22 protein-coding genes and 1 pseudogene are annotated in these 25,030 nt (G+C 73.9%); 6 read left to right on the top strand and 17 right to left on the bottom strand.

The features are described from left to right. The first annotated feature begins 49 nt into the window (after positions 1 to 49). Positions 50 to 742: a TioE family transcriptional regulator gene (locus tag IGA62_RS27480; RefSeq protein WP_145817987.1), complete on the top strand. Its 693-nt coding sequence runs from the start codon at positions 50 to 52 to the stop codon at positions 740 to 742. Between the two features lie 161 nt (positions 743 to 903). Here the strand turns inward: IGA62_RS27480 and IGA62_RS31045 are convergent. The 3 genes and pseudogenes from IGA62_RS31045 to IGA62_RS27490 all read right to left on the bottom strand — a co-directional run. Continuing rightward, a pseudogene (locus IGA62_RS31045) lies at positions 904 to 1,002 on the bottom strand (aromatic-ring hydroxylase C-terminal domain-containing protein); the annotation flags it as partial. A gap of 37 nt (positions 1,003 to 1,039) precedes the next feature. Next, positions 1,040 to 1,252, bottom strand: a complete 213-nt coding sequence (locus IGA62_RS29750; RefSeq protein ID WP_198501131.1) for a hypothetical protein — start codon at positions 1,250 to 1,252, stop codon at positions 1,040 to 1,042. A 100-nt stretch (positions 1,253 to 1,352) separates the two neighbouring features. Then, on the bottom strand, positions 1,353 to 1,976 hold the full coding sequence (locus IGA62_RS27490) for a TetR/AcrR family transcriptional regulator (protein ID WP_145821970.1): 624 nt from the start codon (positions 1,974 to 1,976) through the stop codon (positions 1,353 to 1,355). Between the two features lie 72 nt (positions 1,977 to 2,048). Between IGA62_RS27490 and IGA62_RS27495 the strand changes: the two genes are divergently transcribed. After that, positions 2,049 to 3,302 (top strand): aldo/keto reductase, encoded by a 1,254-nt coding sequence (locus IGA62_RS27495; protein ID WP_198501133.1) that lies wholly within the window; start codon positions 2,049 to 2,051, stop codon positions 3,300 to 3,302. Positions 3,303 to 3,501: 199 nt separating this feature from the next. Here the strand turns inward: IGA62_RS27495 and IGA62_RS27500 are convergent, their stop codons facing one another. From IGA62_RS27500 to IGA62_RS27510, 3 genes are all read right to left on the bottom strand, one after another. After that, the gene (locus IGA62_RS27500) at positions 3,502 to 4,584 is read right to left on the bottom strand and encodes an NAD(P)/FAD-dependent oxidoreductase (RefSeq protein WP_190289223.1); all 1,083 of its coding nucleotides are present in this window, start codon (positions 4,582 to 4,584) and stop codon (positions 3,502 to 3,504) included. 397 nt (positions 4,585 to 4,981) lie between these two features. After that, on the bottom strand, positions 4,982 to 5,443 hold the full coding sequence (locus IGA62_RS27505) for an HNH endonuclease (protein ID WP_145817983.1): 462 nt from the start codon (positions 5,441 to 5,443) through the stop codon (positions 4,982 to 4,984). 69 nt (positions 5,444 to 5,512) lie between these two features. Further along, positions 5,513 to 5,947 (bottom strand): hypothetical protein, encoded by a 435-nt coding sequence (locus IGA62_RS27510; protein WP_232624796.1) that lies wholly within the window; start codon positions 5,945 to 5,947, stop codon positions 5,513 to 5,515. A 228-nt stretch (positions 5,948 to 6,175) separates the two neighbouring features. Here IGA62_RS27510 and IGA62_RS27515 point away from each other — a divergent pair, with 228 nt between their 5' ends. Further along, the gene (locus tag IGA62_RS27515; RefSeq protein WP_198501134.1) at positions 6,176 to 6,940 is read left to right on the top strand and encodes a phosphotransferase; all 765 of its coding nucleotides are present in this window, start codon (positions 6,176 to 6,178) and stop codon (positions 6,938 to 6,940) included. A gap of 16 nt (positions 6,941 to 6,956) precedes the next feature. Here IGA62_RS27515 and IGA62_RS27520 read toward each other — a convergent pair whose 3' ends face one another. Then, positions 6,957 to 8,021 (bottom strand): MerR family transcriptional regulator, encoded by a 1,065-nt coding sequence (locus tag IGA62_RS27520; protein ID WP_145817979.1) that lies wholly within the window; start codon positions 8,019 to 8,021, stop codon positions 6,957 to 6,959. A gap of 200 nt (positions 8,022 to 8,221) precedes the next feature. On the opposite strand from IGA62_RS27520, the gene IGA62_RS27525 reads away from it, so the two are divergent. Continuing rightward, a complete protein-coding gene (locus IGA62_RS27525) occupies positions 8,222 to 8,647 on the top strand; it encodes an Hsp20/alpha crystallin family protein (RefSeq protein WP_145817977.1) in 426 nt (141 codons plus the stop codon). Between the two features lie 59 nt (positions 8,648 to 8,706). Here the strand turns inward: IGA62_RS27525 and IGA62_RS27530 are convergent, their stop codons facing one another. Continuing rightward, positions 8,707 to 9,450, bottom strand: a complete 744-nt coding sequence (locus IGA62_RS27530; RefSeq protein WP_145817975.1) for an alanyl-tRNA editing protein — start codon at positions 9,448 to 9,450, stop codon at positions 8,707 to 8,709. 256 nt (positions 9,451 to 9,706) lie between these two features. Here IGA62_RS27530 and IGA62_RS27535 point away from each other — a divergent pair, with 256 nt between their 5' ends. Beyond that, positions 9,707 to 10,708, top strand: coding sequence for a tyrosine-type recombinase/integrase (locus tag IGA62_RS27535; protein WP_145817973.1), 1,002 nt, complete (start codon positions 9,707 to 9,709; stop codon positions 10,706 to 10,708). Between the two features lie 31 nt (positions 10,709 to 10,739). Here the strand turns inward: IGA62_RS27535 and IGA62_RS27540 are convergent, their stop codons facing one another. Further along, positions 10,740 to 12,443, bottom strand: a complete 1,704-nt coding sequence (locus IGA62_RS27540) for an acyl-CoA dehydrogenase family protein (RefSeq protein WP_145817971.1) — start codon at positions 12,441 to 12,443, stop codon at positions 10,740 to 10,742. 116 nt (positions 12,444 to 12,559) lie between these two features. Here IGA62_RS27540 and IGA62_RS27545 point away from each other — a divergent pair, with 116 nt between their 5' ends. Continuing rightward, positions 12,560 to 13,015 (top strand): Rv0361 family membrane protein, encoded by a 456-nt coding sequence (locus IGA62_RS27545; RefSeq protein ID WP_145817969.1) that lies wholly within the window; start codon positions 12,560 to 12,562, stop codon positions 13,013 to 13,015. 11 nt (positions 13,016 to 13,026) lie between these two features. Here IGA62_RS27545 and IGA62_RS27550 read toward each other — a convergent pair whose 3' ends face one another. From IGA62_RS27550 to IGA62_RS27585, 8 genes are all read right to left on the bottom strand, one after another. Then, a complete protein-coding gene (locus IGA62_RS27550) occupies positions 13,027 to 13,719 on the bottom strand; it encodes an ABC transporter ATP-binding protein (RefSeq protein ID WP_145817967.1) in 693 nt (230 codons plus the stop codon). Continuing rightward, entirely contained in the window at positions 13,716 to 14,687 is a 972-nt protein-coding gene (locus tag IGA62_RS27555) for an ABC transporter ATP-binding protein (RefSeq protein ID WP_145817965.1), read from the bottom strand. The genes IGA62_RS27550 and IGA62_RS27555 overlap by 4 nt, the downstream gene beginning before the upstream one ends. Continuing rightward, positions 14,684 to 17,428, bottom strand: coding sequence for an FtsX-like permease family protein (locus IGA62_RS27560; protein ID WP_186499838.1), 2,745 nt, complete (start codon positions 17,426 to 17,428; stop codon positions 14,684 to 14,686). The genes IGA62_RS27555 and IGA62_RS27560 overlap by 4 nt, the downstream gene beginning before the upstream one ends. After that, a complete protein-coding gene (locus tag IGA62_RS27565; protein WP_145817963.1) occupies positions 17,425 to 20,601 on the bottom strand; it encodes an FtsX-like permease family protein in 3,177 nt (1,058 codons plus the stop codon). Before IGA62_RS27565 ends, IGA62_RS27560 begins: the two co-directional genes overlap by 4 nt. Before the next feature lie 146 nt (positions 20,602 to 20,747). After that, the gene (locus tag IGA62_RS27570) at positions 20,748 to 21,428 is read right to left on the bottom strand and encodes a thymidine kinase (protein ID WP_186500278.1); all 681 of its coding nucleotides are present in this window, start codon (positions 21,426 to 21,428) and stop codon (positions 20,748 to 20,750) included. Positions 21,429 to 21,503: 75 nt separating this feature from the next. After that, positions 21,504 to 22,889 (bottom strand): MFS transporter, encoded by a 1,386-nt coding sequence (locus IGA62_RS27575; RefSeq protein ID WP_145817960.1) that lies wholly within the window; start codon positions 22,887 to 22,889, stop codon positions 21,504 to 21,506. An 18-nt stretch (positions 22,890 to 22,907) separates the two neighbouring features. Next, positions 22,908 to 23,669: a glycerophosphodiester phosphodiesterase family protein gene (locus tag IGA62_RS27580; RefSeq protein WP_145817959.1), complete on the bottom strand. Its 762-nt coding sequence runs from the start codon at positions 23,667 to 23,669 to the stop codon at positions 22,908 to 22,910. Between the two features lie 106 nt (positions 23,670 to 23,775). Further along, positions 23,776 to 24,933 (bottom strand): calcium:proton antiporter, encoded by a 1,158-nt coding sequence (locus IGA62_RS27585; protein ID WP_145817958.1) that lies wholly within the window; start codon positions 24,931 to 24,933, stop codon positions 23,776 to 23,778. Positions 24,934 to 25,030 lie beyond the last annotated feature (97 nt).

Here is a 25,030-nt window from a genome sequence, read left to right on the forward strand (position 1 = left end):
TGTAAACTTTTGCGACATATCCAGCGGCGGACGAGGACATACCCTCAAAATGCGGTTGCGGCCCATCGATCTGGCACGCGAACACGGCCTGTCCACGCAGGCGGTGCGCAACTACGAGGAGGCGGGGATCCTGCCGCCCGCCGAGCGCTCGCCGCACGGCTACCGCGTCTACGCTCCGCACCACGCGGCCGCCCTGCGGACGTTCCTGACCCTGATCCCCGCCCACGGCCACGCGACCGCCGGGGCGATCATGCGCGCCGTGAACGGCGGCGCCGTCGAGGACGCGCTACGGCTGATCGACGACGGTCACGCGCAGTTGGCCGACGACCGGCGCACCCTGGAGGCCGTGGAACGGGCACTGCGTGACCTGGAGCCACCCCGTGCCGGGGAACCGGGTGTGACGTTCATCGGGCCGCTGGCGCGCCGGCTCGGCATCCGGCCCGCGACCTTGCGCACGTGGCAGCGGGCCGGCGTGGTCGTGCCCCGACGCGACCCGCGCACCGGCTACCGCGTCTACACCGCCGCCGACGTACGCGACACGCTGCTGGCCCACCAGCTCCGGCGTGGCGGGCACGGGCTCGAGCAGATCGCGCGGGTGCTGGAGCAGGTGCGGGCGGCGGGCGGGCCGGAGCCGCTGCGGGCGACCCTGCGCCAGTGGCGTGACCGGCTGACGGCGCGGGGTCGGGCCATGCTGGCCGGCGCGGCCGCGCTCGACACCTATCTGCGACACCACGACGCCTGACGGAAAGCGTAGGCGGGACTGTCGGGTTGCCTTCCGGGTAGCGGCACGCGGGCAGGCGCGACAGGCCGGCGGACTCCTCCGTACGGTTGTGGGCCGGCACCGGCGCGGGCGCGGGTCCCGGCTGGTGCCGTCCGCAACCTGCGCGTACCGCTGACGGCGGTGCCGAACCACCGTGGCATCTGGGCGAGGAGATCCGCCTGGTCGTCGCCGGCCCAGGCCACGTGGCCGTCCTGCCGCAGCAGCACGGCGGGCACGTCCAGATGGAACGGAGAGGCCGCGGCGATCGCTGTGCAGGGGCTACTTCGTGGTGGCGAGCTGCGGGTAGACGGCCTCGAGCGGGGCGCTGAGGCCAGCCTTGATCGCCGTGTTCCCGCCCTTCGCTGACAGGATCGGTGTGAACGCGCGGGCGAGGAAGAGCGGGCCGAGGAAGTTGGTCTCGACGTTGCGGCGGATCTCCTCGTCCGTGTGGGTGAGGATGTCATCTCGTTGGACTGACCGCCACCACGGCACTCTGCACGGTCTGCGGCCATCCGGGCTTCTGGCCCCACGCGCCGATCAGAGTGCGACCGTACTTTCATCCGTAGGACATCGCCCGCGCCCTTTCGTGGTTCTATCGGTGGCCACTGCTCCAGGCCGCGATGGTTCGGTTGATGTAGGTCTCGACGCTGGCGGTGACGTCGGTGGAGGAGTCGAGCAGCCATTGCAGCCCGATCCCGTCCAGCACGGCGGTGACCAGGCGTACTTCTATCTCGATTTCGGCTGGAGTGAGTGGTGCCACCTCGCCGGCATCGACTGCCTGCTGCAGGTGGGTGGCGAGGGTGGCTAGGTTGTCGGTGTAACGGCGCTGAATGAAGGCGTGGGCCGGGTGTGCCGGGCTGGATGCCTCTGCCGCGATCGTGGTGAACAATTCGAGCAGGCCCCGGTTGTTCAGGTGTGCGGTCATGACCTCGGGTAGCCGGCGGAAGTAATCCAGCCCGGCGACATCGGTAAGACTGGCTTCCACGGTTCGGCGGTCCCATTCCTGCAGCACTGCCGTCAGGAGCCCTTCTTTGCTGCCGAAGTGCTGCAGCAGGGTGGCGTGGGAGACGCCGACCCGGTCAGCGATGGTGCGGATCGATCCGCCCGCGAAGCCGTACTCGCCGAAAACCGTGATGGCGGTGGCGACGATCTGTTCCCGCCGCCGGATCCCGGTGCGGTAGGGACCGCGGGCGGTGGTCCCTGTGCTGCCCGACATCTTCCTCACCCTCTCATGCTCCGTTGACCAAAGCCTACCACTCGGTTACAGTTCATCGTCGGGGGAGGGATCGTGGCCGGCAGGCCGATGAGCACGTGCGGGCCTCCTCGGCGGCAGTCTCGACCACGCCGCCCTCGACGCGAACACCCTCGCCTGGCAGCAGCAGACGACCGACGCCGCCTTCGTCATCGGCGTCTTCCTCCCGTCGACGGCGGCTACGCCGCCCGCCGATTCCCGCCTTCTGCCAGTGCTGCCGCCCGCCACACGGAAGACAAGGAAACGCTGATGCAGTACTCCGTCCTCGGTGCGACCGGCGTCAAGGTGTCCCGGATCTGTCTGGGCACCGCGACGTTTGGAGTCGCTCCCACCGCGCAGGACGCCGACCGGGTCGTCGGCGGGGCTGTCGACCTGGGCATCAACTTCGTCGACACCGCCGACGTGTACGGCAACATGCCGGTCTTCGACCGGCCCGGTGCCCCAGCCGCCGCCGACCGTGAACCCGCCGAGCAGATCCTCGGCCGCGCCCTGCGCGGTCGCCGCGACCAGATGGTGATCGCCACCAAGTCCAACGGGATCGTCGGGCTCGACATCAACGACCGTGGCCTGTCACGTCGCCACATCATCCGCCAGGTCGAGACGAGCCTGCGCCGCTTGGAGACCGACTACATCGACCTCTACTACGCGCACGATCCCGACCCGGACACGCCGCTGGAGCAGACCCTGGCGGCGTATGACGATCTCATCCGGCAGGGGAAGATTCGCTATGTCGGCTTGTCCAACCATCCCGCCTGGCAGGTCACACATGCCTTGTGGATCGCCGACGACCGGCGTCAGCAGGCACCCGTCGCCGCCCAGGTGAAATACAACCTCATCGATCGGGCCGCCGAGCGGGAACTCGCGCCCGCCTGCCAGCAGTTCGGGCTGTCCCTCGTCCCGTACGCGCCACTGCACGGCGGCCTGCTTGCCGACCTCGGCGTTCTCGACCGCGACGTCGCCGGCGACCAACGCTTCGGCGCGGCGGGGTTCACCGAGGCCGAGATCGCCGTTGGCCGGGAGGTCGACCGGCTCGGCCGTGCCTGGGGACTGGCGCCGTACCAGGTCTCGCTGGCCTGGCTGCTGTCCCGTCCGGCCGTCGCCTCCGCCATCGTCGGCGCTGAGACCCTCGACGAACTGCGGGCCAATGCCACAGCAGCCGACGTCGAGCTCGAACCGGCGCAGCTCGACTCACTCACCGAGTTGGCCAGCGCTCCCGCCGCCTTCGATCACCGCGCTGGCCGGGGACCGGAACGGCCACCCTCCACGACCGATCCAGTCTCAACCGATTGAGGCGCTCAATCTCGCCATGCCCAGGTACCAAAGGGTCTGCTGCACCGATGGGTGACAGGTGCAGCCACGCGGCCTGACTGGCCGGTGGGGTCATGATGGTCTCGAACTCAACGGGGTCAACCGGACGAGGGATCGTTGCCGTCGGCGGCGGCAGGTCCGTTCGATCCAGGTCACGATGGCGCGAACAGCCCGGCTGTTGTCATGCGTCGGCCCGCCGCTGCGGTCGCCACTCGGCGCGTGAGCGGAACCGGGCTGGTCGCAGGCCCGCGAGTTGCCCGGCCTCCACGCCGTGCACGATCTCCGAGGCGATGAGCCGCCCGGCGGTGGGGGCCAAGGTGACGCCGGAGTGCATCACGGCGATGTAGACCCCTCCCACGCCTGGGACGGGACCTATGATCGGCAGTTCGTCCGCAGGCATGGGCCGCGTTCCGAGCCTCACGCTGACCAGTTCGATGTCCGGTGCGTCGAAGGTGGCGGTGAGCCGGTGCAGCATCATCTCGCCCGCGCGCCGGAGATCGTCGTGGTCGATCTCCCCGCTGTATCCGGCGGCAACCAGCAAATGACCGTCGGCCGCCTCACGCACTTCGAGGTGCGGGGTGGCGACCAGTGTGCGGACCAGCCCGGGTGGTGCGGTGAAGCGCATGAGCAGAGCCGGCGACGGCGCGACGGGCAGATCGAATCCGAGCGGCCCGCACAGCATGGGCGCGTCGACACCGGCGGTCACGACGACGGTGTCGGCGGGCAGGGAGCCGGTCGACGTCCGCACTCCCGTGACCTGACGGTCACGGAGATCCAGTGCGGTGACGGCGGAGTTCGCCATCAGCCGCGCACCGTGTTCCTGCGCTGCACGTGCCAGCGCCTGTGTCACGGCGACCGGGTCGATGGCACCGTGACTCTCGAGGTGCAGAGCGCGTATCGGCCGGGCCTTCAGGCGAGGCTCCAACAGCCCGACCTCTCTGGCGTCAACGAGGCGCTCGCCAGGCGCGAGACGACCGTCGTCAAGCTGTTCCTCGCCCCACATCAGGGCGCCTCGCCAGCGCACCCGCAGGCCTGGCACCTCGTCCTCCAGACGCCGGTAGTCCTGCAGAACCCGGCGCCGCAGGACCGTGCTGGGATCCGGCGCGTCTCCTCCTCGTGGGCCGCCGATCCAAGCGAAGGAGTCCGCAGTGACTCCCGAAGCGGGAAGCGACTTGTCCACCAGGACGACCTCGGCTCCGGCCCGTGCGGCTTCGTACGCCACCGCGGCACCGACGATTCCCGCTCCCACGACCACAACCTGCACCAAGTGGCTCGGTCCTTCCATCGACCCATAACCAGCTCGTGAACCGTGACGTCCTCATCGGCATGTCGTCTCACGTAATTCGCGATGGTCGCACACGGCCGCGCCGGCGGCGCGGAGTTCGCGTAGGTCGGGGATGTGGTTGTAGAGAGGGTGCCGGGGCTGACGCCGAGGAGCTTGGCGATGGCGATGGCCCCACACCTCGCGTCGACCATCGACCACGCGCGGAGGCCAGGGCCGCGCGGATTATCGGATTACCGATAAAAGCAATACGATAAAGGCCTCCGGCAAATCGGGCATACCGGCCGCGCACCATAATGTCAGTTAAGGTGCGTAAGCACTTACGCTGGTGTACCGGCCCGTGACTCAGGCCTCTCCACCCCCCCCCCCGGTCGGAGGGCTACTCGCGTCCGTAGGCGATGCGCGCCCCGGCCGCCTCGGCGGCCCGCCGTTCCCGCCAGCGCCGCTGGGCGTCCCGGTTGCAGGCGCGACACACCCGGCGGTACGTGCCGGTGGCCGGGTCGACCTCCCGCTCGTGGCCGTTGCGGCAGCGCGGTGGGCGGATCCGGTCCCGGCAGTTCTCCGCGTGCGTGACCTGCCGCAGGTGGGTGGGCTCGATGCAGTCCGCGACCCCGCACACGTGGTCGACCTCGAGGTCCGGGTCGTAGTCGCCGACGAAGACGGCGTACGCGGCGATGTGTGCCCAGGCGCGGCCGGCGACCTTCTGGTGGACCCCGCGTCGGGTGCCGTAGCCCCGCACGATCAGACATCCGGTGTCGACGCGGGTGGCGCGGGCGAGGAGGTGCTCACGCAGACTGTCGGGAGTGAAGTGGCGGGACAGGCCGTTGACGCGGGAGAGCATGGGCCCCACGCTACGGGCCGCCCCAGGTCATGGGCTCGCCCTCACCGGCGACCGGTCCGCGGCGCCCGGTCAGAGACCGAGCGACTCGGCGACCTGGGCTGCGAGGTCGTCCTCGGTTGTCTGCGGGTCGACGCGGATGACCGGCAGGCACAGGCTGGTCACCGTGGCATCGAGGCGCTCGGTGAACATCCGGTCTCGTTCCAGCAGGTTGCGCAGGGCGCGTTCGGGGTCGCTGGTCCGGCCGGCGATCTGCCACAGGCCACCGCGGCTGTCGAACGCCGCTCGGCGGAAATCCGGTGTCGGGAGCAGCCAGACGGCGCGTCGGGGCTCGGCCAGCAGCGGCGCGACAAGTTCCGGCAGAAGTCGGAAGCCTTCCGCGATGACGCCGCGCTCGGCCGGGAACGCCAGCAGGTCCTCGACGACGAGGTCGAACGCCTCGCCGCGGTACCAGTGGAACGTGTCCAGCATGGTGTCCGGAGACCGGTTCACCCACCGGTCATCCATGCGGCGATCGTGGACTTGCCGGCGCCGCTGCCACCGCCGATCCAGTGGACGAGCTTGAGGCGTTCTCGCAGGTGCGGAGATACTCGCGTCGACGCTGCGTCCATGGGACGAACCGTATCGGTGGCGCCGGCCGGCGGTCGTGTCGAACTCGCTGCCGGTAGGCGTCACACTCGACCGGTGCCCGGTGGACGATCCCGCCGACGTGTGCCGAAGGAGAGGGCCCTGACCGTGGAACAGCGTCTACCCGGTGGCAACAGCGGTGGTGCGGTGCGGATCGGTGAGACGGTACGTCGCACCGCCGGGCCGTGGACACCAGCCGTGCACGCCCTGTTGCGCCATCTGGAGGCGGTCGGGTTCACCGGGGCCCCACGGGCGCGCGGCGTCGACGGTCAGGGTCGGGAGGTGCTGACGTATCTGCCCGGCGAGGTGGTCGGGGACCGCCGGCCGTGGCCGTCCTGGGTGCACGGGGTAGACGCGCTTCGCCAGGTCGCCGGTTGGCTGCGGGCCTTCCACACGGCGGTCGCCGACTTCGTTCCGCCACCGGACGCCGTCTGGCGGGAGGGCGGCCGGTGGCGTCCGGGGCTGATCGTCGGGCACAACGACGCCGCGCCGTACAACGCGGCGTGGTCCGGTGGACGGCTGGTCGGGTTCTTCGACTGGGACTTCGCGGGACCGGTGACGGTGGAGTGGGACGTGGCGTTCACCGCGTTCGCCTGGGTGCCGCTGCACGCCCGGCACGTGGTGACGGCGGAGGGTTTCACCGCGTTCGCGGACCGGCCGGCTCGGCTGCGGCTCTTCCTCGACGCGTACGGCTGGGACGGGCCGCTCGACAGGTTCCTGGCGGTGGTCCGGGAGCGTGCGGCCGCGTCGGCGGACGGCATCCGGCGCAACGCGGCCGCCGGTGACCCCGCCTTCCGGGAGATGGTCGCGCAGGGGTTCGACGCGTCGCTGGACACGGCGGTCCGTGAACTGGCCGACTTCCCGCTGACCTGAGCCGACCGGTGGTGGCTCAGGTCGCGACGATGTCGGCGACGACGCAGGCGACGTTGTCCGGCGCGCCGTGGGCGTGGGCGAGGGCGATCAGCTGTCGCACGGTCCGCTCCGGCGGGTCCGTGCCCTCGAGTGCGGCGTGCAGGGCCGCCTGGTCCACCACGGCGTGCAGCCCGTCGGAGCAGAGCAGGTAGCGGTCGCCGGGCAGGGCGGTGCGCAGTGCCAGGTCCGCCTCGACGTCGTGTCCGCCGCCGAGGGCACGGACCAGCAGCGCGCGCCGGGGGTGGGTGGCGGCCCGGTGCGGGTCGAGCCGGCCCTGGTCGACCTGGGTCTGCACCCAGGTGTGGTCCTGGGTGAGGCGGAACAGGGCGCCGCCGCGCAGCAGGTACGCCCGGGTGTCGCCGACGTGCACCAGGGCCAGCCGGGAACCGTGGCGCAGCAGCGCGGTCAGGGTGGTGACCGGCTGGTGGTCGCCGGTTCCCGCGCCGCGGACCACCCGGTGCGCGTCGGCGACCGCGCGGGCGAGCATGGTCAGCAGGTCGGCGGCCGGCGCGTCGGTCAGTTCCAGCGGTTTGAGGGCGTCGATGGCGGCGACGCTGGCTGCGGCGCCGCCGGGGCCGCGCATGCCGTCGGCGACGGCCAGCAGCCGGTCACCGGCGTAGGCAGCGTCCTCGTTGCTGTCCCGTACGGCGCCGGGGTCGCAGCCGGCGGCGGAGCGGACGACGATGGTGGGGGTCGGGTCGGACATGGTGCCCCTTCCGGAGAGGTCCTGGACGAGGAGGGCGGCCAGTCGGGCGCGGGTCGCGGTGTCGGCGGTGACCTGTTGCCAGTACGCGGTGACGGCCTCGGCCGCCGCCCCGCCGTCGAGGTCGCACACGTCACGGATCTCGGTCAGCGGCATGCCGATGCGGCGGAGTCGGGCGATCAGCCGTGCCCGGTCGAGTTGTGTCGGGTCGTAGAGCCGGTACCCGGACTCGGCGTGCACCGCCGCCGGTGGCAGCAGACCCAGTTCGTCGTACAGGCGTAACGCCTTCGGCGTCAGCCGTGCCGCCCGGGCGAACGCCCCGATGGTCAGCAGCCCCACGTCGCCATCCTCCTCGTGCCGGTCCGGGTGACCGGCACGGACCAGCCTGGGGTCTGCCCGAGGGGGAGGGTCAACGTCTCGGAGGGCGGTGGTCGGATCGACTTGACGACGCCGCGGGGGCGCGCTATCAAAGGAGAAGAACTTGAGTCGACCAGACTCAACTTGAAACCTTCGGCCCAGGAGAACCGAGGAGGCACACCATGCTGATGCGGACCGACCCGTTCCGGGAGATCGACCGGCTCGCCGACCAGGTCTTCGGCACCGCCACCCGTCCGGCGGTGATGCACCTGGACGCCTACCGCGACGGTGACCACTTCTACGCCGCGTTCGACCTGCCCGGCGTGGACCCGGACAGCATCGACTGCACCGTGGAGCGCAACGTGCTGACCGTCAGGGCGGAACGCCGTCGGCCCACCGGGGACAACGTGGAACTCGTCGCCGCCGAACGACCGATGGGTACCTTCACCCGCCGTCTCTTCCTCGGCGACACCCTCGACACCGACCGGCTGGAGGCCGGCTACGACAACGGGGTCCTCACCCTGCGGATCCCGGTGGCCGAGCGGGCCAAGCCGCGCCGGGTCGCCGTCCTCACCAACGGCAACGGCCGCAGGGAGATCAACTCCTGACCGTGGCGTCGGTTGCGTGTCCCGCGGGTGCCGTACCCGCGGGACGCTGGGGTGTCGGCTCAGGACACCAGCTTGATCCGGACCCGCCGGTTCTGTCGGCCCTTGCTCTCGACCTTGGTGACGACCACCCGGCCGATCTGCCCGGTGGAGGCGACGTGGGTGCCCCCGTCGGCCTGCACGTCGAGACCGACGATGTCGACGACGCGGACCTGGGGCATGGTCGGCGGAGCCACGAACTGGGTGCGGACCAGGTCGGGGATCGCGTTGGCCTCCTCCGCGGAGATCAGCCGGACGACGATCTTCCGGTCGGCGGCGATCTCGGCGTTCACCGCGTCCTCCAGGTTCTGCTTGAACCCGGGCGGCACCTCCGGCAGGTTGAAGTCCATCCGGGCTTCGCCGGGCTCCATGTTGCCGCCGGTCACCAGGGCGTTGAAGTCACGGAAGACGGCCCCGCAGAGCACGTGCAGCCCGGAGTGGGTCCGCATCAGGGCGGAGCGGCGGTCGTCGTCGACCGCCCCCACGACGGTCGTCCCGGGCGGCGGCACCGGGTCGCCGGGCGCGGGCAGCAGGTAGAGGTCGTCGCCCTTGCGGGTGCCGACGATCCTGGTCTGCACGCCCTGCCAGATGAGCACCCCGTGGTCCGGTGGTTGTCCACCCCCGCCGGGGTAGAAGGCGGAGCGGTCCAGCACGATGCCCTGCTCGGGATCCGCGGGATCCGACCACAGGACGGTGCAGTCCCACTCCCGTAGCGTGGCGTCCTCCCAGTCCAGGCGGTGCGTACGACCGTGGTGATCAATTCCCATAGGATGATGTGGAGCAACGGCCCCGCCGGCTCGTCACTCCGTCCCCTTTCCCTGATCTCGGATGCGCTCGTGCCCGCGTAGCGCGACGGCACGAGCGGTCACGCGGTTTTCCGGACCCCGATTATGTTGACGGCGAACGTGCCTGACAAATACGCGAACCCCATGCGCGAAAAGGCGTACCGGCCAACCGGGACGGCAGGAACCGGCCGGGCGCGCCTCGTCGCCATCCCGGCCCGAACCTGAGAGCCTTTCCGGTATGTCGTATTCCGACCTTCCGGTGCTGTCGGGCACCGCGCCGACGCCCGCCCTGCCCGACGCCCCGGTCGACTTCACCGAGGCGTGGCTCGCCAACCGGCGGTTGTCCACGCACACCCGCGACGCCTACCGGCGCGACGTCGCCGGCTGGCTCACCTGGTGCGCCGCCCAGGACATCGACCCGTTGCGGGCCAACTTCCTGCACGTCAACACCTACGGCCGGGACCTGGAGTCGACCCTCGCCGCGCGGACGGGCCGCCCGCTGACCCCGGCAACCGTCGCCCGCAAGCTCTCCGCGCTGTCCAGCTGGTACGACTTCCTGGTCAAACTGCGCGCCATCGACGCCAACCCGGTCTCCGGCGCCGACCGGCCGCGCGTCGACCGGGACCACTCGGCCACCGTCGGACTCACCCCGCAGGAGGTCGACGCGCTGCTCGCGGCGGCGCAGGCCGCCACCGGTCCGACCGCCGTACGGAACCGGGCCGTGGTGGCGCTCCTGGCCGACCTCGGGCTGCGGGTCGGGGAACTGGTGTCGCTGAACCTCGACGACCTCGGCGTGGAACGCGGTCACCGCAGCGTGCGGTTCGTCGGCAAGGGCGGCCGGTCCCGGCGGCGGGCACTGACCCCGGGCACCGCGTACGCGCTCGACGCGTACCTGGCGGCGCGGGCGGACGCGCAGGGCGTGGCCGTGCACGAGTTGACCGGGCCGCTGCTGGTCACCGCCAGCGGAGGCCGACTCGACCGGCACTCGGTGTTCCGGCTGGTCCGCCGGCTGGCCCGGGACGCCGGGATCCCCGCCTGGGCGAGACTGTCCCCGCACTCGCTGCGGCACGCCTTCGCCACCACCGCCCGCGCCGAGGGCGTCCCCCTCGAGGACGTGCAGGACGCGATGGGCCACGCCGACCCGCGCACCACCCGACGCTACGACCGGGACCGGCACAACCTCGACCGGGACCCGGCGTACGTGATCTGGGCGGCCCGGTCCCGGCGGTCACCCGGCTGAGGCGCCCCGGCCCGGTCTCCGGGGTGCGGCGTCAGCAGAGCAGGTCCAGGTGCTGGTGGGCGTCCACGGCGATCTCCTCGTGCCGCAGCCAGCGCCGCGCCCACAGCCGGGCCGCCACCTCGGCCGTCTCGTCGCCCCAGGCGGCGTGCTCGACCAGCAGCGCCGCCGTCAGGGCGTACGCGGCACGCAACGCCACCGCGCGGGCCCCGGCGACCGCCTCCACCCCGCCCGGGTCGGCGGTGACCGCGGCGAAGGTGTCCCGCAGTTCCTCGGTGACCGCGGTCAGGGTGTGCGCCAGGGCGGGGGACAGGCCGCGGGCGGTGTCGGCGGCGGCGGCGAGGCGGCGCAGCAACGGCCGGGCCGCGTCCTCCCGGGTGACCGCGCGCAGCACGTCCAGGGCGAGCACGTTCGTGGTGCCCTCCCAGATCGGCAGGACCTGCGCGTCGCGCAGCAGCCGCGGCACCCCGGTGTCCTCCACGTAGCCGGCCCCACCGAACGCCTCCACGTACTCGCTGGCGCAGGCGACGGCGAGCCGCCCGGTGGCCAGCTTCGCCAGCGGCGCGACGACCCGCAGTTCGGCGGCGGCGTCCGGGTCGGCGCCCACCTCGACCCGGCCGAACAGCGCGAACGCGTGTCCGGCCAGGACGAACGCACCGGCGGTGTCCACCCCGAGGGTGCCGAGGGTGGCCCGGTGTAGCGGCGAGTCGACCAACCGGCCCCCGGCGACCTGCCGGGCGTCGGCGTAGGCCCGCGCGTACGCGAGACCCCGGCGCATCCCGGACACGGCGGCGGCCGCGTTGTGCAGCCGGGTGACCACCACCAGGGTCATCGCCCGGACCAGGCCGGGCTGCGTCGGGTCGCCCAGCGGCAGCGCGTACGCGTCCCGCAGGCCGACCTCGGCGGTGGGCAACGCCCGGGTGCCGAGCTTGTCCTTGAGCCGGTGGATGCGCACCCCCGGTGCGCACGCGTCCGGGGCCCGGCCGTCCGCGAGGGGGGAGTCGGCGGCGTAGCGGGGCACCAGGAACGGGGCGAGGACCCGGCTGCCCTTCCCGGCTCCCTCCGGCCGGGCCAGGGCCACCGCCATCGCCGAGTCGACCGCCGAGCAGAACCACTTCTCGCCGGTCAGCCGCCACGACCCGTCCCGGGCAGGGCGGGCGATGGTGCTGGAGCGGGCCAGGTCCGAGCCGCCCTGCGACTCGGTCATCCACTGGCCGCTGGTGATCGCCACGTCCGGGTCGGTGGCGGTCAGCCGGGGCAGCCACGCGTCGCGCACGTCGGCGTCGACCTCGGGACGGGACAGCAGCGCCGCCGCGCCGTCGGCCATCGCCACCGGGCAGGAGAACGTCGCCGACTCCGCCCCGTACAGGTGCAGCAGGGCGTGCTGCACGATCCGGGCCGCCGCGCCCCACGTGCCGCGCGCGGACTCCAGGTAGGGCAGGGCGACCACGGCGTGCCGGGCGGCGGCGGCCCGCTGCGTCCGCCACCCGGCGGACGTGTCGACCCGGTCGATCCGGGCACCCCACGGGTCGTAGCGGACCAGGGTGGGCGGGTGGGCCTCGGCGTCGGCGTGCGCGGCGCGCAGCGGACCGGTCACGTCGGCGGCCAGATCGGCCAGGCGGCCCTTGGCGGCGGCGTGTCCGGCCGGGCCGAGCTGCCGCTCCAGCCACGACCGCAGCAGCGGGTCACCGACGTACGGGTCGGCGGGTGCCGACACCGGCTGCACGAAGCGGACCATGCGTCACTCCTGGCGAGGGGGGACAGGGGCTCGCGTCGACGGTAGACGATCCCCGGGCGCGGCGACAGGCGCGAGTTCCTGCGCGGTGGGTGTCGGATTATCTACCGTTGGTCATCATGTCCTCGGCGCAGTGGTCCCGCCCGCACCGCCCGCACCGGCCGGTGCGGGTCGGGCTGGTGGTGACCGGCGCGCTGCTGGGCCTGTGCTGCGTCGGGGTGACCGGGCTGGGCGTGTGGAACGTGCAGGCGGTGCGGCAGGCCGACGCCCCGGTCCGCGAGACCGCCGAGGCGTTCCTGACGGAGGTGGCCGCCGGGGACGCCGACCGGGCGTACCGGCGGCTCTGCGCGTCGGCACGCACCCGGTGGAGTCCGGTCGGGTTCGCGGCCTGGGTACGCACCCCGCCGGTGGTGACCGGACACCAGCTCACCGACGTGTCGGTGAGCACCCGCGACGGGAAACCCACCGGCACGGTGACCGTACGGCTCATCCGCGACGGGGGGCGCAGCGAGGAGCGGGAACTTCCGGTGGTGCGGGAGGACGACGGCTGGCGGATCTGCGGCGACCCGTTCTGACCCGCCCCGCATCAGGCGGGCACCGGGGCGTCGACCCGCCGGCCGTCGCGCAGGGTCACCACCCGGTCGGCGGCCTCCACCAGCGCCGGGTCGTGCGTGGCCACCAGCGCGGTCATGCCCCGGGTGCGGACCAGCGCCCGCAGCAGGTCCATCACCGCCTGACCGGTCTCCGAGTCCAACTGCCCGGTCGGTTCGTCGGCGATCAGCAGCGCCGGGTCGTTGGCCAGGGCCCGGGCCAGGGCGACCCGCTGCTGCTGGCCGCCGGACATCTCGTACGGCCGTTGCCGGGCGTGCCCGCCGAGGCCGACCAGTTCCAGCAGCACCGCCACCCGCTGGTCCCGTTCGGCGGCGGGCACCTTCGCCAACCGCAGCGGCAGTCCCACGTTCTCCGCCGCCGAGAGGATCGGGATCAGCCCGAACGACTGGAACACGAACCCGACGGTGTCGCGGCGCAACGCCAGCAGCTCCCGCCGGCTGGCGGCGGTCACGTCCCGCCCGGCCACCCGGATCCGCCCGGCGGTGGGCCGGTCCAGGCCGCCGACCAGGTTCAGCAGGGTCGTCTTGCCGGCACCCGAGCGGCCCCGTACGGCCACCAGCTCACCCCGGCCGGCGGTGAACGACACGTCCCGCAGGGCGTGCACCACCTGCCCGACGCCGGGGAACTCACGGCCGACGCCCTCGACGGAGACCAGGTCCTCGCTCACTGCTGCTCCTCCTGCCCGCTGCCCGGACGCACCTGCACGTGGTCGGGTTCCAGGGTGAGCCGGACCCGGTCACGCAGTTCGAGGGCGTCGACGAACGCGGCGGGCAGCTGCATCCGGCCGGTGCGGTCGAGCACCGCGTACTCCTCGGTGACCAGTTCCTCGACGCCGTCGGCGCCGACGCGCGCACGGCGGCGTACCTCGCTGGCGGTACGGCCGTCGCGGATCGCGACGGTCCGGCGGACCTGGGTGGCGACCGTGTGGTCGTGGGTGACCACCACGACGGTGACACCCAGTTCGGCGTTGATGGTGCGCAGCGCCCCGAACACCTCCGCGGCGGTGTTCTCGTCGAGTTCCCCGGTCGGCTCGTCGGCGAGGAGCACCTCCGGGTCGTTGGCCACCGCCACCGCCACCGCGCAGCGCTGCTGCTCACCGCCGCTCATCCGGGCCGGCCGACGGTCCGCGCAGTGTCCCACCCCGACCATGTCCAGCAGTTCCGCGGCCCGCCGACGGGCGACGCGGCCCCGCCGGCCGGCCAGCCGCATCGGCAGTTCGACGTTCTCCGCCGCGCTCAGGTAGGGCAGCAGGTTCCGGGCGGTCTGCTGCCACACGAACCCGACGGTCCGCCGACGGTAGGCCAGGCGCTTGCGCGCCGACATGGTCAGCAGGTCGTACCCGGCGACCCGGGCGATCCCGGCGGTGGGTACGTCCAGTCCGGAGAGGATGTTCAGCACGGTCGACTTGCCGGAGCCGGAGGCGCCGACGACGGCCAGCAGTTCCCCCCGGTCGACGACCAGGTCGAGGCCCTGCAACGCGACGACCTCCACCCCGTCGGTGGAGAAGATGCGCACCAGGCCGTCGCAGACGATGTGGCCGCGCAGCCGGTCGGCGCCCCCGGCGCGGTCGGCGGCCCGGTCGGCGGCGCGCTGCTGCAACGACACCAGGTCCGGGACGGTGTGGACGGCGGTCACGGGTTCTCCTCTCCCAGCCGGAGCGCCTCGGCGGGACGCGTCCGTCGGTTCACCAGAATCTCCACGCCCAGCCCGGCGGTCAGGCCCACCGCGACCAGCCCGAGCACCGCGCCGACGACCAGCGGGTCCAGGTACCAGCCGGCGGTGACGCCGGGGGTGAACGCGGACAGCCCGAGCGTCGGGCCGAGCAGCCCCGGCAGGGCCACCCCGACGGCGGCGCCGGCCAGCGCGGCGACCCCCACCAGCGGCACGAGTTCGTACACCAGCAGCCGGCGGCCCTGCCCCTCGGAGAAGCCGAGGGTGCGCAGCCGGGACAGCAGCCGGGCGCGGGCGCGGGCGTCGGCGAGCACCGCGAACCCGACGGCGAGGACGGCCAGCGCGCTGCCGCCGACCGCGCCGACGGTGAACGCCAGGGTGAGCACGTCGTTGGCGCCGGTACGGTCCAGGCCCTCCCGGTACGCGCGCCGGGTGAGCAGCTGTGCCGGCACCTCGGGCGCGTCGACCTCGCTGCCCAGCACCGCCGACTGCCACCGCCGCTGACCGTCGTCGGCGGTGCGCAGCAGCACCGCCGGGTCGTGGTCGTCGGTGGCGAGCAGGTACCGGTTGGCGACGATCGGGGTGTGCTCGTACTCGGTCAGCGCCTGCCAGGGCAGCACCACGAACCGGTCGGTGCCCAGGTCCACGCCGGGGAAGGTGTCCACGACCCCGGCCACCCGGAACGGGTACAGGCGGCTCTGCACGTCCGCGGCGGCGGTGTCGTCGACGGCCGCGGCGACGCCCGGGGACACCACCGCCGGCACCGGACCGTCGCCCCGCACGGCGGCGCGCAGCACCGCCGGCACGTCCACGTCGACGCCACTGGCCGCGGCGACCCGGGCGAACGCGGGCGCGTCGACCACCATGATCCGGGCGGTGCCGAGGGTACGGGCCTGCGGGTCGGTGCCAGAGCGCAGCGGCCGGTTCGAGTCGATGCGCACCGGGGTGAGCGCCCGTACCCCGTCGACGTCGGCGAGCCGTCCGGCGGTGTCGGGGGTGAAGGCGTACCCGGTGAGCCAGGCGTCGGCGGGCACGCTCAGGTCGGCGGCGGTGTCCCGGGCCCGGCCGACGGTGTCGGTGACGACCGCGCTGAACACGCCGGTGCTGACCGCGACGACCAGCACCGCGAGGGGGGCGGTGGTCACCGGCGTGCCCCGGCCGGCGCGGGCCACGCCGAGGAACAGCAGCGCGCCCCGGGCCCGGGCGGCGGCCCGGTCGAGCAGCCGCAGCGGCCAGGGCAGGGCCCGCAGGGTGAGCAGGGCCACCGCGGCGGCCAGCAGCACCGGCACCGCCGCGAGGTAGACGTCGACGTCGCCGCCGGAGTCCAGGCCCCGGCGGCGCAGCAGGACCAGCCCTCCGACGGCCGCCAGCAGCACGGTGACCTCGACGGTGACGCGGCGCGCCGACGGGCGGGTCCGGGTCAGGTCCTGCCGGCCGGTGACCACGGCGACGTGCCGCTGCCCGGCCATCGCGAACACCGGCACCGCGGCGGTGGTGACGGCGGCGATCAGCGGCAGCGCCCACCAGGTTCCGCCGTCGCGTCCGGGTGCCGCCAGCGCGAGCAGCGCCCCGGCGGCCACCGCGGCCGGTTGCGGCAGGGCCGCCTCGGCGAGGGTGTGCCGGCCGATGGCGGCCAGCGACGCGCCACGTGACCGCAGCAGGGTCAGTTCGGCGCGGCGGGTCTGCACGGCCACCCGGGCGGCGAGCAGGATCAGCCCGAGCAGGCTGGCCAGCAGTCCGGCCTGCACCACGGCCAGCAGGTTGCGGACCGAGGTGAGCTGCGCGCCGAAGCGCACCAGTTGGGTGTCCAGGGAGGTCTGCACGGTCGCGCCGGGCAGCCACTGGGTGCGTCGGGCCGCGCCGACGGCGGCGGCGACCGGTTCGATCGTCGAGGAGGTGATCCGGTCGTGGTCGAACCGGTACCGCCAGGAGTGGGTGACGGGCAGCCCGGCCCGGCCGGCGGCGTCCAGGCCGGCGGGGTCGGTGACGGCGACGGCCACGAACGGGTCGCCGTCGTTGACCGGTAGCAGCGGTTCCACCGCCTGGGGCATGGCCGCCCAGAGCGGGTCGGTGGGGCGGGCCGGTTGGAACACCCCGGTCACGAGCAGGTCGGCGGGGGGTTGTCCGGGTGCGGCGACGCCGAGGCGCACCCCGGGACGCAGGGCGAGGGTGTCGGCGACGGCCTGCGACACGGCGACCTGCACGGGCTGGCCGGGGTTGGTGCGGGGCCACGTTCCGGCGGTCAGCCGGGCCGCCTCGGGCAGGCCGGTCTGGGTGCGCAGTCCGAGGCGGACGGTGCCGCCCTCGGCGAGCGGGCCGACGTCACCGGAGGCGGTCGCGGTGTCGGCGGCGACGGCGGCCGCCTGCCACCGCTGGTCGACCAGGGCGGGCAGCGGCTGCGGCAGGGCGGCGTGGAAGCGTTCCAGCGCGCCGGCCGCTCCGGTCGGGGCGGCCCCGTCGGCGCCGGCACGGACCTCGATGGTCAGGTCGCGTACCTGGTGGGGCAGGGGGCCCAGGTCGGCGTGCAGGCTCCGGTCGGCGAGGTCGTTGGTCAGTCTCGGCGCACCGGTGACCAGCGCCGCCGCGACCAGGCCGAGCAGCGCGAGCAGGACGGCGGGGCCGGCGAAGGTCCGCAGGCGGGCGCCGGGCCCGCCGGTGCGTCGCCGCCGCCCGGTGGCGGGCCGTCCGGTCACGGTGGTGGTCACCGGTCCTCCCCGCCGCGCAGCTGGCCGGCTTCGGAACGCCCGCGTAGCCGGGCTGCGGCGGTGAAGGTGGCGGCGACGGCGAGCAGGAGCACGCCGGCGGCGGTGGCCAGCAGGGGCGGCCAGTCGATGAGCAGGGCGGGCGTGGGTGTCGGCCGGTCCGCCGACGGGGTGAGGATGACCAACGGCGCCATGGTGGCGGCCACGGCGACGCCGACGACGAGGCCGACGGCCACACCGGTGCCGGCGAGGAACGCCTGTTCGGTCACCAGGGACCGGGTGACGGTGCGGTGGGTCGCGCCGAGGGTGCGCAGCACGGCCAGTTCGGTGGCCCGGCGGCGGGCGGTGGCGCTGACGTCGACGGCGATGCCGACGGCGGCGAGCAGCACCGCGCCGAGGGCGGCGGCGAACAGCGCGCCGCGCGCGCCGACGCCGAACGGGTCACCGGCCAGGTCCCGGGCGACCGCCTGCCGGTCGAGCACGTCCACGCCGGTCAGCGCGCCGGCGGCGGTCACCGCCTCGTCGTGCCGGTCGGTCGGCACCGACAGCCACCATTCCTGCACGTCGCGGGTGAGGCCCCGGTCGTGGAAGATCCGGTCGCGCAGTGACGGCAGGTCGGCGAAGACGGTGGCGGCGGCGGTGTCGCCGGGGAACGCCTCGACGGTGCCGACGACGTGGACGTCGACCTCGGCGGCGCCGAGGAACAGCCGGGTGTCGTCGCCGACGGCCAACCGGAGCGCGGCCAGGGCCTGCGGGGTGACCAGCAGCGGCACCCGGCCGGCCGCCGGTCGGGTGACGGCCAGGTGCACGGGGGAGCCGCCCCGACCCCGGCGGGTGTCGTCGTCGCGTACCCAGCGGGCGGTGAGGGTGTCACCGGCGGCGGTGGCGGTGGTGCCGTCGCGGGTCACGCCACTGCGGTCGACGGTGTGCCACGGCCCGCCACCCAGGTCGACGGGCCGGCCGTCGGCGCGCAGGTCACGCAGCCGCCAGTCGACGACCAGCTTGGCGGGGCCGGTGGTCTCGACGGTGAACCCGGCCAGCCGGGCCGGGTCGTCGGGCAGGTCGACGGTGAAGTCGACCGCCCGTCCGTCCCGGCTGGCGCCCAACGGCACCCGGCGGTGTGTGCCGGCGGGTTCGGCGAACACCGCGAAGGCACGCACCGGGGCGGTGGTGGCGGTGACGGTGCCGGTGAACCGGCCGGTCAGGCGTCGCGCCCCGACCGGCAGGGCGGTGTGGGGTGCGTCGACGCGGGCCCGGGTGACCTGCGTGAACACGTCGGCGGGGGAGCCGTCGGCCAGGTCGGGGCGCAGCCGCACGACGCGGGCGGCGGTGCCGGCGTCGACGGCGACCAGCGACGCCGGCTGCCCGGTCGCGCCGAGGCTGAGGGTGGCCCGCCAGGCGGGCAGCGCGGCGCTCACGCCGGGCAGCCGGGCCAGTTGCGCGGCCCGGTCGGCGGGTGGGGTGCCGGCGGTCTCGGTCAGCCGCAGGTCGGCGCCGACCCGGTGGTCGGCCTGGTCGGTCAGGGACCGTCCGGTCGTGCCGGCCAGGGACCAGGCGAGGGCGCTGACCGCGACGGCGAGGGCGACCAGCAGCACCGGGCCGGCGTGGGGGCGGCGGCCGGCCTGCCACATGCCGAGCATCGCGGCGGTGGCGCGGGTGCGGTCGACGTACCGCTGCGCGAGGCGGGTCAGCGGCGGCAGGATCCGCAGGGCCGCGACGGCACCGGCGAGCACGCCGATGGTGGGGGCGGCGGCGAGCAGCGGGTCGACGGCCAGGTCGCCGCCGACACCGGACAGCGGCGACGAGTACGACCGCAGCTGGTACCAGCCGAGCAGGGCGACCACGACGAGGACGACGTCGACACCGGCGCGTTGCACCGCGCCCCGGCGGCCGGGCCGGGACCGGGCGGCCAGGTCGGCGACGTAGCTGTCGCCCCGGCGCAGGTTCGGGCCGAGCATGGCCAGCGCGCACCCGGCGGCCACGAGGAGCGCAGCGGTCCAGGTGAGAACGTCCAGGCGTGGTTGCAGGCGCAGCGACGCCTCGGCCAGCGCCGGTATCCGGCCGGCGTGCCGCAGCAGTTCGGTGGCCAGCGGTGGGGCCAGCAGGATCGCCGGGGCGACGACCAGTGCCGCCTCCCGGCCGGCGAGGCCGGCGAGCTGCCAGCGGGCGGCGCCGCGGGCGCGCAGCAGCGCGGTCTCGGCGCGGCGCTGCTCGGTGAGCAGCGCCGCCACCAGCAGCAGCGTGTACCCGCCGAGCACGGCGACCAGCAGCATCGGGGTGACCAGGGCGGACCGGCCGACCAGGGCGGCGCGTTGGATCCGGTCGACCAGGTCGCCGAGGGCGGTGGTGGCGGTGCCGGAGTCACCGAGTCCGGCGGTGGCGGCCAGTCCGGTGGCGGCGTCGGCGGCGTCGGCGAGCCGGTCGAGGTCCGCGGTGCCGGTGGCCGCGCCGACGTCGGGGGTGATCAGCCAGCCGGCGGAGGCGTTGGTGAGGAAGTGACGGACGAAGTCGGCGCGGTCCACGGTCAGCGGACCGTACGTGGCCGTGCCGGGTTGCACGCCGGTGGTGGCCTCGGGGGCCAGCCGCCAGTACGGGTCGTCGGCGGCCCGGGGCCGCCACAGGCCGACGACGGTGAGGTCGGTGATCCGGCCGGTGAACCCGTCGGTGACCGGGATGCGGTCGCCGACGGTGACGCCGAGGGTGGTGGCGACCGGTTCGGCGAGGGTGGTCTGCACGGGGCTGCCGCCGGCGGCCGGCCAGGTGCCGGCGGTCAGGTCGGCGTGCGCGGCGAGGTCGTCGAGGAACAGCACGCTGGCGTAGACGGTGCCGGCGTCGTCGGCGACGGCGTCACCGACGTCGCCGTGCAGCTGCCGGCCGGCGGCGTACCCGGCCGCCTCGACGGTGCCGGGCCAGCCGTCGAGGACGTCGGCGGCGCCGGCGCGCAGCGCGGTGTCCCGTTGGGCGAGGGTGTCGGCGGTGCGGCCGGCCGCACCGCGTACCAGGACGGAGCGCTCCTCGACGGTGGCGGCGGCCAGGACCCCGCGCACCCCGGAGCTGACGACGTCGCGGTGGTAGCCGGCCAGGCCGGTGAGGGCGACCGTCGCCACCAGGGTGGCGCCCACCGCCGCCAGGAGCAGACCCTTCGCCCCACGGGCCCGTCGAAGCGCCAGCCGCATGTGTCGTGTCCCCCGCGTCGCCGTGGCGGGGTGGCCCGGTGCCGTCCCGCGTGCCGGTGGAGAGCGGCCAGAGGAGCCGAAAGGTTGGCGCGGCGGCCGGAAGTCTCGATCACGGTCTGGTCACGGAGGGTCGGCGTCGGGGCGGGTCAGTCGCGGGGGCCGAGGTCCCCGGTGCGGTGGTGACGGCGGCAGAGCACCTGGTAGCGGACCTGCGCGTCGGGAACGGTGTCACCGATGACGACCTGTTCGCCCTCACGGACCACCCGTCCGCCGACGACCCGGGCGTTGAGCAGTCCCTCCCGGCCGCACCAGCAGAGCACCTCGACCTGGATGCGGGCGACGGAGTCGGCCAGTTCGAACAGCCGCTGCGCGGCGGGGAAGAAACACGACCGGAAGTCGGTGGCCAGGCCGAAGGCGAACACGTCGACGTCGTCGTGGTCGACCAGTTCGGCCATCTGCTCGACGTGGGCGACGCTGTAGAAGGACGCCTCGTCGCAGATGAGGTAGTCGACGCGTTCCCCGGCGGCCCAGCGGTCGCGTACCAGGGCCCGCAGGTCCAGGTCGTCGGTGACCTCGATGGCGTCGTGGGCCAGGCCGATGCGGGTGGTGACCCGGGGGCCCAGGGACCGGTCGATGCGGGTGGTGACCAGGCCCCGCCGGCCCTGCCGGGCGTGGTTGTAGTTCATCTGGAGGGCCATCGTGGACTTGCCGCAGTCCATCGGCCCCCAGAAGAACTTCAGCGCCGCGGCGTGCAGCGGACGCCCGTCGGCCCCGCGCGCGGCGGCGCAGACGGGGGTGTCCTGCTCACCCGGCAGGGGTCGGGCCAGGCAGGTCGGGGCGGCGGGGTCGGCGTCGGTCACGGTCGGGCAGCCTATCCCATCGACCCTGACCAATGGGTCTGGTCAGAGGACGCGGGGCGGGGTGTTCCCGGCGGCGATGATGGCCCGGCGTACCGGCACCGCCGCCAGCAGCAGGAATCCGACCACGAAGAAGATCAGCAGGGAGACCAGCCCGACCCGGTAGGAGTTGGTCAGCTGGAACACCAACCCGAAAGCGAGAGGCCCGAGCCAGCTGGTGCCCTTGTCGCTGATCTCGTAGAAACCGTAGTACTCGCCCTCCCGTCCGGCGGGGATCAGCTGACTGAACAGCGACCGGCTCAGCGCCTGACTGCCGCCGAGCACCAGGCCGATGCCGGCGCCGAGCACCATGAACGGCACCGGCGCCTCGGCCGGCAGCCGGAACGCGGCGAGGATCACCACCGTCCACAGCACCAGCGACAGCAGCACCGTCTTCCACGCCCCGATCCGGCGGGCCAGCGCGCCGAGCAGCAGCGCCCCACCGAAGGCGAGGAACTGCACCAGCAGGATCGTCACGATCAACGTGGTCTGGCCCAGCCGCAGCTCCTTGGTGCCGTACTGGCTGGCCAGGGCGATCACCGTCTGGATGCCGTCGTTGTAGACCAGGAACGCCAGCAGGAAGAACAACGTCAGCGGGTACGCCTTGACCTCCCGCAGGGTCCGGCCGAGCTGCCGGAACCCGTCGACGAGCACGTTGCCACCGCCGACGGTCGCCTCCACCGACGGATGTTCCCGCAGCCAGCGCAGCGGCACCAGGGTGAACACCGCCCACCACAGCCCGGCCGACACGATCGACCAGCGGGCCAGGTCCAGGGTGCGCTGGTCGGTGCCGTCGCCGAACGAGTTCACCACCACCAGGTTCACCGCCAGCAGCAGACCACCACCGAGGTAGCCCAACGCCCAGCCCCGGCTGGAGATCGCGTCCCGCTCGTCCGGGCCGCCCAGCTGCGGCAGGAACGAGTTGTACACCACCACACCGGCGCCGAAGGCGATGTTGGCCAGCACGAACAGCGCCCCACCGAGCAGGTAGCGGTCCCCGGTGACGAAGAGCATCGCGGCGGTCGCCCCCGCGCCGAGGAACGCGAACCCGGCCAGCAGCCGCTTCTTGTGCCGCGACCGGTCGGCGACCGCGCCGGTGACCGGCAGCACGAACACCGTCAGGAACACCGACAGCGACACCAGGTACGGAAAGTACGACCCGGCGGCCACCTTCACGCCCAGCGGGTACACGTACCCGGAGCAGTTGTCCGCGCCCAGCTCACAGCCGGCGGCCAGTTCGGTGACGCTGGTCAGGAACGGCCCCAGGAAGACCGTGATGACGGTGGTGGAGAACGCCGACATCGCCCAGTCGTAGAAGTACCAGCCGGTGCGCTCCCGGCGGCTGCTCGACGGCGGGGTGTGCGCCGCCGGGGTGGTCAGGGTCTCGGCCATCGGGTTCCTCGGGGTGGATCAGGCGGCCCAGTGGCCGCGGCTGCGGTAGACGTCGCGCAGCACGCCGACGTGATCGGTCATGATGCCATCCACGCCCAGGTCGAGTAACTCGTGCATCTCGGCAGGTTCGTCGATCGTCCAGACATGCACCTGCAGGCCGAGTCGGTGGGCGTGACGCAGCAGCCGCCGGTCGACCACCCGTACCCGCCCGTAGCGGACCGGGACCTGCGCGGCGACCACCGACGGCGGCAGCCGCAGCCGCTGCCCGGTCAGCGACGCCCACCGCAGCCGGGCCACCCCGCGCACACCCAGGCAGGTGGCGACCTTCGGACCGGCGAGGACCCGGATCCGGGCCAGTCGGGCGTCGCTGAACGAGGCCAGCAGCACCCGCTCGCCGGCCCCGGCCCGTTCCACCGTCGCCACCGTCGGCCGTATCCCACCGTCGGCCTTGACGTCGACGTTGAACCGGATCTCCGGCCAGGCGGCCAGGACCTCCTCCAGACGCGGCACCACGGCCGCCCCGCCGACCCGCACGGTGGCCAGGTCCGCCCAGCGCAACGCGGCGATGCGCCCACGTTCACCGGTGAGCCGGTCCAGGGTGGCGTCGTGGAAGACCACCGCGACGCCGTCGGCGGTGGCGTGCACGTCGGTCTCGACGTACCGGTAGCCGAGCGCGACGGCCCGGGCGAACGCCGCGGCGGTGTTCTCGTCGCCCTGCGCGGCGCCGCCCCGGTGGGCGAAGGCCAGCGGGGCGGGCGCGTCGAGGTAGGGGTGGGACACGCCGGCAGTATGCCCGCCGCCGGTGGCCGGTGGGTGACCGGCCGGCGACCGGCACGGCCCGTGCCGGACATCGGACACCGCGTACCGCCACGGCGGCGACGCCCCGTCACGGGTTGGTGGCGAGGAAGAGGTAGCTCGCACACAGCGCCAGGTGCACCCAGGCCTGCAACAGGGTCGCCCGGCCGGGCATCACGGTGAGGATCCCCACCGCGGCGGTCAGACCGAGCAGCACGATCTGGGTGGCCCCGAGACCGAGCACCAGCGGCCCGTCGAGCCACAGCGAGGCGACCGCGATCGCCGGGATCGTCAACCCGATGCTCGCCATGGCCGACCCGAGGGCCAGGTTGAGGCTGATCTGGGCGCGGTCCCGGCGGGCGTTACGGGCCGCCGCCAGGGTCTCCGGCAGCAGTACCAGCAGGGCGATGACCACGCCGACGACCGGCCGGGGCAGCCCCGCGTCGGCGACCACCGCCTCGATGGTCGGCGACTCGACCTTCGCCAACCCCACTACCGCGACCAGCGCCACGATCAGCAGCGCGAAGCTGACCAGGGCGGTCGTCGCCGACGGCACCGGGGCGTGCTCGTCGTCCCCGGCGGCGCTGTCCGTCGCGTCCCCAGCCGGGCGACGCGGGCCGGAGGCCACCGCGTGGGTCTCGCGCGGCGGCGGCAGGAAGTAGTCGCGGTGCCGTACGTTCTGCACGAAGACGAACGTCGCGTACAGGAACAGGGACGCCACCGCGGCGAACGTCAACTGCGGACCGGTGAACGCCGAACCGGGACTGCCGGTGGTGAACGTCGGCAGGACCAGGCTCAGCGTCGCCAGGGTGAGCACCGTCGCCAACGCCGTGCCGGTGCCCTCCGGGTTGAACACCACCACCCGGCGACGCACGGCGGTCAGCAGCAGCGACAGCCCGACGATCCCGTTGCAGGTGATCATCACGGCGGCGAACACGGTGTCCCGCGCCAACGTGGCGGTGTCCGGGCCACCGGAGACCATCAGCGTGATGATCAGGCCGACCTCGATCACGGTCACCGCGACCGCGAGGATCAGCGACCCGAACGGCTCCCCGACACGGTGCGCGACCACCTCGGCGTGGTGCACCGCCGCCAGGACCGCGCCCGCCAGCAGCACCACGACGACGACCTCCACCACCGCCGGCAGGGCCCGGCCCCAGACCGCGACCAGAGCCACCACGGCCAGCAGCGGCACCACCGTCGCCGGCGCCAGGGCGGGAAAGCGGGTCACCCCGTTCGGTGCGCGCATACGTGCCTCCACGGTTCGGCGCGGACCGCTCCGCCGCCGGGTACGGGGCCGGCAGCCACCACCGCCGCACCGTGGCGGCAGGCGGGACGCGCCCCCT

The organism is Micromonospora sagamiensis, from assembly GCF_014680085.1.
Classification (GTDB): domain Bacteria; phylum Actinomycetota; class Actinomycetes; order Mycobacteriales; family Micromonosporaceae; genus Micromonospora; species Micromonospora inyonensis.